This window comes from Actinomadura physcomitrii (assembly GCF_008923205.2).
GTDB classification, from domain to species: domain Bacteria; phylum Actinomycetota; class Actinomycetes; order Streptosporangiales; family Streptosporangiaceae; genus Spirillospora; species Spirillospora physcomitrii.
Genome location: NZ_WBMS02000085.1, coordinates 1 through 10,262, shown reverse-complemented (window position 1 = coordinate 10,262; position 10,262 = coordinate 1). Strand labels below are relative to the sequence as shown.

Sequence of the window (10,262 nt, the reverse complement as noted above, 5' to 3'; positions counted from 1 at the left end):
CCACCGTTCGTCAACCCCCGAACCCGACCACGACCTGCAGCGCAAAAGACCGGTGGCGCGTCCGGCGATCGACCGGACTGTCTCCGCAACGGCTTTCTCACGCAGCCGCCGAGATACACGAAGGAACGGGTGAACCACGATGACGCCACGGTGGGGTCCGGGCTCGGGGCATGGCTGGGACCAGGGTGCCGGAACGCTGGTCGACCTGACCAGGCACACAGGAAGCCGCGGCGATGAGCTCGTCTCGCTCATCAAGATGCTGATCGCAGCGGCCGAACCGCTGGCGGGCAGGTTCAACGGCGCCGGAAAGGCGGCGTTCGACCGGTTCAAGGAGCACTCGGATCAGATCACGGCCGATCTGAAAGGCCACCTCAACCGGGTGAACACCGCGCAGGCCGGCTTGGAGAACGCGTTCGGCGGCGGCGATCACGAGATGGCCGACGGCGCGGCCCGCAAGATGGCCGGGGCGATCTTCGACGGATCGAAGTTCCGCTCGGCCTGACCCTGCGATCTGAATGCCGTGAACCGACCCCCGGCGAACTGGTAACTGTTCCGGTTCGGGAAAGGACATCGGACCATGACGCACGGTAGCGACCGGCGCAGCTACGACCTCGGCGCCTCGGGCGAGGCACAGCTCAACATCCAGGTCATCATGAACCGGCTGGAGTCACTGATCGGCCTGCGCGACGCCGATGTGCGGGCCGCGCTGGCCGACTGGCAGGCCACCGGAGTATCGGACGATTACCACGGCAAAGAGGCAAAGTGGCTGGCCGCGGCCAACGAAACCCGCGAAATCATACGCCTGGTGAAGAAGACACTCGAGGACAATGACGACATCGCACACAGGGTGCTTGGAAAGGCACACGCGATCGTCCAGGACATCTGATCGGGCACATCCCGACGCCCCGACCGGGACGGATCGGTCTGTGTCGGTGAAAGGCGGAACCGGTGGCGCGCGACTATGACGCTCAGCTACTGGAGTCGGTGGTCGTACGCCGCCGGCGGCTCCGTGACGCGCTGATGTTCGGCTCGCAGCGCAACCGCCGGGAGTTCGGCGAGAGCACCATGAAGGCCGCCGTCGGCCTGTGGGTGGCCGCGGTGCTCTGCGCGGGGCTGGTCGGCGTGTCCTTCCTGCGTTCCACCTTGAACGAGCAGAAGCGCCAGCAGGAACAGCAATCACAGAGCGCCCCCCTCACTGGAGGGACGGAGGTTCCCGCGAGCTGGGTGGGCGCCAAAGTGACGTTCGCCATGCTGCGGACGGCGCTCGATGAGGCGAAGGTTCCGCGCGGCCTGTATGTACTCCCCGGCCAGCCACGTCCGAGGGCAGGGGCGGTCTCGAGCTACTACGTCATCGCCAAGGAGACCGACCGCTTCTCCGGCGGTGTCGTCGAGTTCCAGAAGGGCCGGATCGGCGGCCAGTTCACGACCGAGGACGAGGCGTCCCGCTGGCTGTACGGGCAGCTGGTCGTCCGGGAGCGTCCCGTGCACCCGCTCGACGCCCGCGCCGAGCGGGTCGCCATCCGCGACGGTGCGAACCTGGCGGCGGACGCACGGAACAAGATCGCGCAGAGTGGTCGCGCCTCCATCGCCTACCCGCTGGCGCAGGGCGCCTTGGTGGACGCGTTCGGGCAGGAGAGCGGATCGTTGCTATTCCCGTTCGGGACGCCGTTCGCGCCGCGGGGACTGCCCGCCCGAGTTCACCTGGCCTCCGACTATCACCGCTATCGCGTCGTCCAGCCGTTCTCGGTGACCGCATCGGTCGCGGCGCCCGCCAACGGCGGCCGAGGCGGCGGCGTGCGTTTCACGGTCGACGCCGGACTGTTCCCACAGCCGCCCGTGCTGCCCACCGTCCGGTGGTTGTTGCAGACCGGATACCTGGAACGCGTCACCGGCACGGTCGTGCCCAAATGACCTGTACGGAGGCCTCATGTCCATGTGGAGCAGGGTGACCCTGGTCGGCGAGACACGTCGGCTGGACATGGTGCTGCCCGCGCGAACGCCGGTCGGCGCGCTGATGCCCGATGTCCTGGAACTGCTGAATGACCGGGTGCTGAGCCCTCCGCGGTTGCGGCATCTGGTGACGTCCACGGGCGAGGTGCTGGATCCCGCTGTGAGCCTGGCCGACCGGCGGATTCCGGACGGCGCGGTCCTGCGCCTTGTGCACGCCGACGAGCCGCTGCCCACACCGGTGGTGCATGAGGTGCCCGAGGTCGTGGGCGACACGATGGACGATCTTCCGGCGTCGTGGGGTCCGGAGGCGGCGCGCTGGACGTCCACCGCAGCCTTCGCCGGGCTGACGTTCGCCGCCGGGCTGGCGGCATCGGCCGTGCTGCCCGCGCACGCGGTTCCCTGGGTGCTGGCCGGGGCCGCGGCCGTGCTGCTGGGGGGCGGCGCGCCGGTGGGCCGGCTCTGGCGCGAGCCCCTCGGAAGCGCGATCACCATCGGCGGAGGGGCGGTGGGCGCTCTCGCGCTGTGGGCCGCCACCGATGGCCACTGGCCGGGGGCCGGGCGCTGGGCCGGGTTGACGGCGGTGACCGCCGCCGTCCTCGCGCTGCTGGGGGTCGCCTCGCCGCTCGGCCGTGGCGGCCTGCTCGGCGGCGGGACGGCGGCACTGCTGGCCGCGTCGGCCGGTGTCTGCGCCGCACTCGGGCTGGACGCAGCGCGCACCGCGGCGGTCGTGGCGCTCGGATGCGTGATCCTGCTCGGCTCGATTGTACGGCTGGCGGTCTCGCTGTCCGGGCTGACGGCGCTGGACGACCGGCGCGACGCGGGCGACGCGGTGCTGCGCGGGGACGTCCTGCGGGCGCTGGACGGTGCGCACCGCAGCCTCACCATCGCCACCATCGCGGTCTCGCTGGCGGCGGGCGCCGCGGGCCTCGGCGCGCTCACCCGGCTCGACGGCTACACCGCCGCGCTGGCGGGGCTGCTGGCGCTGATCCTGGCGGGCCGCGCGCGGGTGTTCCCGCTCGTGATGGAGAAGGTCGCGCTGCTGGCCGCGGCGGTCACGATCGTGACCGGCCTGTGCGTCCGTTGTGCGGCCGAGTACTCCTGGGGGGCCTGGCCCGCCCTGGCGGTGCTGGCGGTGGCACTGGCAGTGCCGGCCGCCGTGCTGGCGGGCGACCGGCCCGAGCATGTGCGGGCCAGGCTGCGCCTGGCGATGAACCGGATCGAAGCGCTGGCGGCGGTGGCGATCGTACCGGTGGCGATCGGCGCGTTCGGCACCTTCGAACGCCTGCTCGGCACGTTCTGAAGGGGTTGGAGTGGCTGATCAAGACCAGGTCCGGCGCGGAGCACTGACCGAGCGAACGGTGCTCGACCCTCCCCCGCGCCGGCCGCCCATCGGACCGGACGACCTCGTCCTCGGCGAGGTGCACGGCGACTCGATGCTGCGGCGCCTGCGACATGCGGCGGCCGGACCGTTCCGGGCGGCGGAAGACGTGCAGGCCCTCACCGAGAACGGCCGCTGGATCCAGCACCCTGTCACGACCGGCCGGCGGATCGCGGTGACAGGTATTCGCGGCGGGGCCGGGAAGAGCACCGTCACCACGCTCATCGCCACGGCGTTCGCCCGCTATCGGCAGGACCGCGTACTCGCCCTGGACCTCGACCCCGAGTTCGGGTCGCTGCCCCTGCGGCTGGGCGTCCGGCCCAGCAGTTCGACGACCGGCCTGACCAAACTGGACGTGGGGACGGCCTCGTTCGAGAAGATCGAGCCGCAGCTGGAGCGGATGGGCGAACGGCTGTGGGCGCTGCCGGGCCCCCGGGACGCCCTGGGGCGCGGCCGGCTCGACGCCGCCGCCTACAGCGCCAAGGGACTGTCCCTCAGCCGGTTCTTCGGCGTGACGATCGCCGACTGCGGGGCCGGCATCCGCACGGACCTGCACCAGGCGGTCCTGTCCGCCACGCATGCCCAGGTACTGGTCACTTCCGCCACGCGGGAAGGCACGGCAAGCGCCCGCAGTGTCCTCGACTGGCTGCACAGAGGCCCCATGCATGACCTCGTGCGGCGCACGATCGTTGTGTTCACCGTCCACAGCCGGCCCGGCTCGCGAGCGTTCGACCTGGCGGGCGCCCGCGCGGCCCTCCGCGATACCGGGGTGGAGACGGTCCGGCTGGGTTACGACGACCATCTGGCCGTCGGCACGACCATCGATCCCGACCGTCTGGGCTACTCGACCAGGGTCTCCGCCATCGATCTCGCCGCCGCCGCGCTGCGGGCGGCGCTCCGTCCCTGACCGGCTCCGGCCGGCCCGGATGGACCTTCTGAAGAACCGCCGCAGTCCAGCACGATCGTTGAGCGGCACCAGCGAGCATTGAGGAGGCGCCGTGACGACCCGGGTGGTGCATCGGCCCGCGCGTACCGTCCATGCCCCGCCGGAACGGGCCGTCCAGAAGATCGAGGCCCCGCCCGCGCTGCCGGAGTCCGGCACTCCGGGCGGTCAGCTGATGACCCTGCTGCCGATGGCCGGCATGATGTCCTCGCTCACGGTCATGACCGTCTTGCGCAACCGCGCGTTCATGGCGCTCGGTGCTGTGATGCTGGTGGTGGCGGTGCTCGCGGGCGGCATGCTGCTGATCTCGCGGCGGGGGCAGGCGGCGCGGCAGCGCCGGGGCCGCCGCGAGCGGTACCTGGACCATCTGGAAGGCCTGCGGGAGACGCTCGCCGCAGGGGAGCGGGAAAGGCGTGCCGCGGCGCGGGTTCTGGACCCGCCGCCCGAGGCTCTCTACGACGTGCTGCGCGACCCGGCGCGACTGTGGGAAAGACGGCGGCGCGACGCGGACTTCCTGCGCGTCCGCATAGGGACCGGCCTGGTACCCGGGCAGCCGCTGGAAGTAGGCGTGCAGGCGTCGGCGATGACCCCGGCGGACCCGTTCATGCTGGCGGAGGCGCGCGCCCTGGCCGCACGGTTCGAAACGGCCCCCGACATGCCGCTGGCCCTGCCGCTGGACATGGCCGGCGACGTCAGTGTGGTGGGACCGCGCGAGGACGCGCTGCGGCTGCTGCGTGCGCTGATCGCGCAACTCGCCGCGTTCCACGCGCCCGAGGACGTGGCCGTCGCCTACGGCGGCCGGCGCGTCCCCGATTGGGACTGGCTGAAGTGGCTGCCGCACGCGCATGATCGGCGACGTCGTGACTGCGGCGCGCCGATCCGGCTCGTCGCGACCAGCCCGCAGCGGATCGCCGCGCTGCTGGCCGACGATCTGCGGGCCCGCGCCGATCTCGCGGCCGAGGTGGCGCGCGGGCTCGGGACGCGCGAGGCGCTGCGCTTCCAGCAGCGCCTGGTGCTGATCCACGATACGCACGGGGAGCCGGCCTCCGAGCTCGCCCGGCCGGACCCCGGCGTTCCGGTCGCCGACCTGGCCGCGACGGTCGTGCATCTGGTGGAGCGGCGGGAGCACGAGCCCGACGAGGTGAACATCCGGATCCTGGTGGACGGCGACCGGGTCGAGGTCACCGACCTGCGCGGGGAGACCGCGGTCACGATGTCGGGAACCGTGGACCACGTCCCGCCGGGGATGCTGGAGGGTCTGGCCCGCATGCTGGCGCCGCTGCGGTTGTCCCGCGAGTCCGCCGAGGAATCCGCGGCGCAGGGCGGCGAGGTCGACTTCGCCTCGTTGGTCGGCCTGGAGGACCCGGCCCATGTGGACGTGGCCAGGTCGTGGGCGCCGCGCTCCGAGCGGGCCTTCCTGCGGGTGCCGATCGGGCTGGACGAGGCAGGCCGGCCGGTGATCCTCGACCTGAAGGAGGCGGCGAGCCTCGGGATGGGCCCGCACGGGCTGTGCGTGGGGGCCACCGGGTCCGGCAAGAGCGAGCTGCTGCGCACGCTCGTCCTCACCCTGGCCGCCACGCACTCCCCCGAGCAGGTCAGCATGGTGCTGGTCGACTACAAGGGGGGAGCGACGTTCGCGCCCTTCGGATCGCTTCCGCACGTCGCCGGGGTCATCACCAACCTGGAGGACGACGCGGGGCTCATCGAGCGCGCCTACGCGAGCCTGGCCGGCGAGGTGCAGCGCCGCCAGCAGGTGCTGCGGGACGCCGGCAACATCGCCAGCGTCGGCGACTACAACCACCTGCGCGCGGAACGGCCCGAGTTGCCCCCGCTGCCGCACCTGCTGGTCATCATCGACGAGTTCGGCGAGCTGCTCACCGCTCGTCCGGACTTCATCGAACTCTTCCTGTCCATCGGCCGGATCGGCCGCAGCATCGGCGTCCACCTGCTCCTGTCCAGCCAGCGCGTCGAGAGCGGCAAGCTGCGCGGCCTGGAAACCTATCTGTCCTACCGGATCGGGCTGCGCACGTTCTCCGAGGACGAGAGCCGGACTGTCCTCGGCACGACGGACGCCTTCCACCTGCCGGCCCTGCCCGGCTTCGGGTACCTCAAGGTCGACACCAGCGTCTACCTGAAGTTCAAGGGCGGCTACGTGTCGGGGGCGTACCGCGACCAGGCGGTAGCCGACGAGGAGCCCGCCGGGCAGGCACCGCCGGTCCGCCTCTATCCGGTGCTCAACAGGAGCGAGACGGCCAGGCGCCGCACGGAGACGGAGGGGGACGGCGCCGACGAGCCGAGCCTGCCGGAACGGACCTCCGGGCCGACGCTGCTGGACGTGACGGTCGAGTCGCTGTCCCGGCACGGCCGCCGGGTCCAGACGATCTGGCTGCCGCCGCTGCCGTCCTTGGTGACGCTTGAGGAAATCTGCGGCCCCGTCCAGGTCACCGCCGCCGGGATGCACCTGCCGGACGCCCGCGGGAAGGGGCTCGAGGTGCCGGTCGGTCTGCTGGACGACGCCCGCCGGCAATGGCAGGACGTCTGGCGGCTCGATCTGACGGCGGCCGGCGGGCACGTCGCGATCACCGGCGGCCCGCAGACCGGGAAGACGACGCTGCTGCGCACGCTCACGCTCTCGCTTGCGCTCACCCGCTCACCCTCTGAGGTGTCGGTGTACGGGCTGGACCTCGTCGGCGGCGGGCTCCAGGCTCTGGAGGGCCTGCCCAACGTCGGCGGAATCGCGGGCCGCACCGACTACGAGCGGATCCGGCGAACGGTCGAGGAGGTCCACGGGATGCTGGAGCACCGCCAGGAGGTCTTCCGGAACCGCGGCATCGACGGGGTCGCGCGGCTGCGCCGGATGCACGCCGACGGGCTGGTGCCCGAACTGCCGTGCGCGGACGTCGTGCTCCTCGTGGACGGCTTCGGAGCCATCCGCACCGACTTCGAGGAGATCGACGACATGGTCGCCGACCTGCTGCAGCGCGGCGGCGGCTACGGCGTGCACGTGGTCGCCGGGATGCTGCGCTGGAACGACGTGCGGATCGCGGCCCAGTCCAACTTCGGGCAGCGGGTCGAGTTGCGGCTGAACGACCCCTCGGACTCCGCCGTGGACCGCAAACTGGCCCAGACGATCAGCGCGGACCTGCCCGGCCGCGTCCTGACCGAGGCCAAGCTGTTCGCGCAGGTCGCTGTGCCCGCGATCGGCGGCGCGCCCGATCCGTCCGCGCTCGGCGAGGCGGTGGAGTCGGCGGTCGGCAGGATCCGGGGCGCCACCGCCGGGCCGGTGGCGGCGCAGGTCCGCGTCCTGCCGCACCGGCTGCCCGCGCACGACCTGCCCGGCCCGGCGGACGAGCCGAGGCTGGTGCCGATCGGCGTGGACGAGCGACACCTTGCCCCGGTGCCCCTGGACCTGTTCGGCGTCGACCAGAACCTGCTCGTCCTCGGCGACGGCGGATGCGGCAAGACGAACCTGCTGCGGCTGATCGCCGGCGGCCTGATGGCCCGGTACACGCCCGGCGAGATGGTGTTCGCTGTCATGGACCCGCGCCGGACGCTGCGCGACGTCATCCCGGCGCCCTACCTCGGCGGATACGCCACCACTCCGCGCGTGTGCGCCGGGCTTGCCGCGAACGTGGCGCAGGAACTGCAGGAACGAATGCCCGACGACGTCGCCGCGGACAGCGACGGCACCGTCCCGACACCGCGCATCGTCATCCTGGTGGACGACTACGACCTGCTCACCACGGCCGGGCAGCAGCCGCTCGCACCCTTCCTGCCGTTCGTCGCCGGCGGCCGCGACATCGGTGTCCACTTCGTCGTCACCCGCCGCGTCGCCGGAGCGTCCCGCGGCATGTACGACCCGCTCGTCCAGGCGATGCGGGAGATCGGCACCGGCGCACTACTGATGTCCGGCGACCGATCGGAGGGGCAGTTGTTCCCCCGCGTGTACGCCCGGCCGCAGCCGCCGGGACGCGGACTCTGGCTCACCCGCGGAGACGGCCCACGACTCATCCAGACGGCGCTGCTGGACGAGCCGCCCGGCGTCCCCGCACCGCGGCCGTCCTCCCTGCGGGAGGCGTAATGGCCTATTTCCTGGTCGTGCTGACCCAACGTGAGCCCAACGCCCTGGACCTCGCCGACTCGATGGTGGTCGCGGACGAGTCGCTGTGGGTCCGGGCCGCCGGTGATGACAGGCTGGTCCAGCTCTGCGACGAGTCGGACCGGGTGCTGGTGAGCATCGAGGAGGCACAGCGGGTCGAGGTCGAGGGCGAGGTGGAGCGGCTGCTCGGGGACCGCGTCACCGCTGGGCTGGCGATCCCGTACTGGTGGATGGAGGCGTGGGTGCCGGACGACGCCCCGGACGGGCCCGCCGTGGCGCACCGTTTCGCCGCGGAGCTGATCTCCCGGCTGGGCGGCGCGGTGTGGCCGCCGGCGCCCCCGGAACCACCGGAGCCGACGTGAGGGAGCATCCGGCCGTCGACCTGGCCACCGAGAGGAGCGTCGTCATCACGCGGGACCGGGAGATCGTGCCGATCTCGTCATGGGTGACCGACGTCATGGCGCGGTGCGCGGCCGAAGACCTGGTGCTCCAGGTGCTCACCCCGCCCGACACCCGGATCACGCTGCCGCTGCGGCTGGCCTTCCGCGGCCCGCAGGCACGCTGGATCGTGCACGCAGGTGACGGCCACTACGAGGGGTTCTCCGGGCTCCCGGTGGACTGGAACGGCACCGAGTTCGTTGTGGCCGAGCGTGCCAGGACGGACGGCCCGTCCCCCACCTTCCTGCGCGGCCCCGAAGACGCGGAACTGGGGCATCACGTCATCGTCGACCTACGTGTCGTCCACGACGCCACGGAAGAGCTGGTATTGGGCTCGGCGGTCGAGGAGCTGGCGCTGCTCCTCGCCGGCGCCGCCCCGTCCGGATGGGGCGCCGCCGAACCGGCCGTGGCCCGCTGGGACCGGGCCGCTCTGACCGCCCTGTGCCGCCGCCGCGCACCACGTCCGACTTGGCTGGTGTTCACGGGCGGCCATGGGGAGCCGGGCCCGCCCTTCGGCGGCACAGTGCAGGTATCACGTGTCGATACGGGTGTGAGGGAAGAGGTCATCTTCGTGATGTCGCTGCCTGGCGACACCTGGTCGCCGGGCCCCCTCGGCGCCCTCGAGTCTCTGGCGGACCGGTACGCCGGAACCGGCGAACTCAGCACGCTCACGGCCCATTGCATGCCGGGGCGTGCCGACCTTACCTATCCGGCCCGCCTGCTGGGGTTTCCCCGCCCGCTCGCGTTGGCGCTCGGTCCGGCCGGAGTCGCCGAAGCGGGCAGCCAACGCGCGCTGTCGGCGCCGGTGAAGGGGCGGCTGATCGGAGACCCGGCCGAACCGGGAGCCTGGTACGCGTTCGCCGACGACACCTCCGACCCGCCGTGGGAACGGATGGGCGCCCTCATCCGGCACTTGACATGATCCTGCGGCCCCGCAGCGCGGAGTGCTTCGCCGGGTCAGCGAGCCGCACGCTCTCAGGCAAGCGGAGGTATCAGGCGGGTGCCGGGCTGCGCGGAGACGTTACGCAGGCGCCATGACCCGCGGGACGGTGATCGAGGACGTCGCCGAGCAGATCGCGATCGCGTCGGGACGGCTGCGCGCCGGGGAGCGAAACGCAAAAGTTGCAAAACCGGCACCACGCCAAGGTCCGCACCCAGAGCGAGCGGGATGCCGCCGCGCTCAGGGACGGCACATCCCACAGAAGGCCCACTGCTCACCCAGCCACCTCACCCATCGTCGTGCGGGCCATCCTCACCCTCCACCTTAGTCCGGCTCCGGCAACTCGGCGACGTCCCGAAGGCCGTCACCGCATTCTGCCGCATAGGTGTTGTTCTGTGTATCTCGGCGGCTGCGTGAGAAAGCCGTTGCGGAGACAGTCCGGTCGATCGCCGGACGCGCCACCGGTCTTTTGCGCTGCAGGTCGTGGTCGGGTTCGGGGGTTGACGAACGGTGG

Annotated in this window: 9 protein-coding genes; 8 read left to right on the top strand and 1 reads right to left on the bottom strand. The window is 72.0% G+C overall.

Going from position 1 to position 10,262, the window contains the following annotated elements:
• Positions 1 to 139 precede the first annotated feature (139 nt).
• The 8 genes from F8568_RS46175 (at position 140) to F8568_RS46140 (ending at position 9,730) form a co-directional block, all read left to right on the top strand.
• Positions 140 to 502 (top strand): hypothetical protein, encoded by a 363-nt coding sequence (locus F8568_RS46175; protein WP_202126173.1) that lies wholly within the window; start codon positions 140 to 142, stop codon positions 500 to 502.
• Between the two features lie 75 nt (positions 503 to 577).
• Complete coding sequence (locus F8568_RS46170; protein WP_151600513.1) at positions 578 to 886, top strand: pore-forming ESAT-6 family protein; 309 nt, start codon at positions 578 to 580, stop codon at positions 884 to 886.
• Positions 887 to 948: 62 nt separating this feature from the next.
• On the top strand, positions 949 to 1,911 hold the full coding sequence (locus tag F8568_RS46165; RefSeq protein WP_151600512.1) for a TNT domain-containing protein: 963 nt from the start codon (positions 949 to 951) through the stop codon (positions 1,909 to 1,911).
• Positions 1,912 to 1,927: 16 nt separating this feature from the next.
• Positions 1,928 to 3,250 carry a type VII secretion integral membrane protein EccD gene (eccD, locus tag F8568_RS46160; protein WP_151600511.1) on the top strand — a complete coding sequence of 441 codons (1,323 nt, stop codon included), beginning with the start codon at positions 1,928 to 1,930 and terminating at the stop codon, positions 3,248 to 3,250.
• Between the two features lie 10 nt (positions 3,251 to 3,260).
• The gene (locus F8568_RS46155) at positions 3,261 to 4,235 is read left to right on the top strand and encodes a MinD/ParA family ATP-binding protein (protein WP_151600510.1); all 975 of its coding nucleotides are present in this window, start codon (positions 3,261 to 3,263) and stop codon (positions 4,233 to 4,235) included.
• 91 nt (positions 4,236 to 4,326) lie between these two features.
• Complete coding sequence (gene eccCa / locus F8568_RS46150; protein ID WP_151600509.1) at positions 4,327 to 8,352, top strand: type VII secretion protein EccCa; 4,026 nt, start codon at positions 4,327 to 4,329, stop codon at positions 8,350 to 8,352.
• Positions 8,352 to 8,732, top strand: a complete 381-nt coding sequence (locus F8568_RS46145) for a hypothetical protein (RefSeq protein ID WP_151600508.1) — start codon at positions 8,352 to 8,354, stop codon at positions 8,730 to 8,732. Before eccCa ends, F8568_RS46145 begins: the two co-directional genes overlap by 1 nt.
• A complete protein-coding gene (locus tag F8568_RS46140; RefSeq protein WP_151600507.1) occupies positions 8,729 to 9,730 on the top strand; it encodes a DUF6177 family protein in 1,002 nt (333 codons plus the stop codon). Before F8568_RS46145 ends, F8568_RS46140 begins: the two co-directional genes overlap by 4 nt.
• A gap of 342 nt (positions 9,731 to 10,072) precedes the next feature.
• On the opposite strand, the gene F8568_RS47530 is transcribed toward F8568_RS46140, so the two are convergent.
• The coding region (locus tag F8568_RS47530) for a hypothetical protein (RefSeq protein ID WP_207750439.1) at positions 10,073 to 10,262 on the bottom strand (190 nt) is incomplete at its 5' end.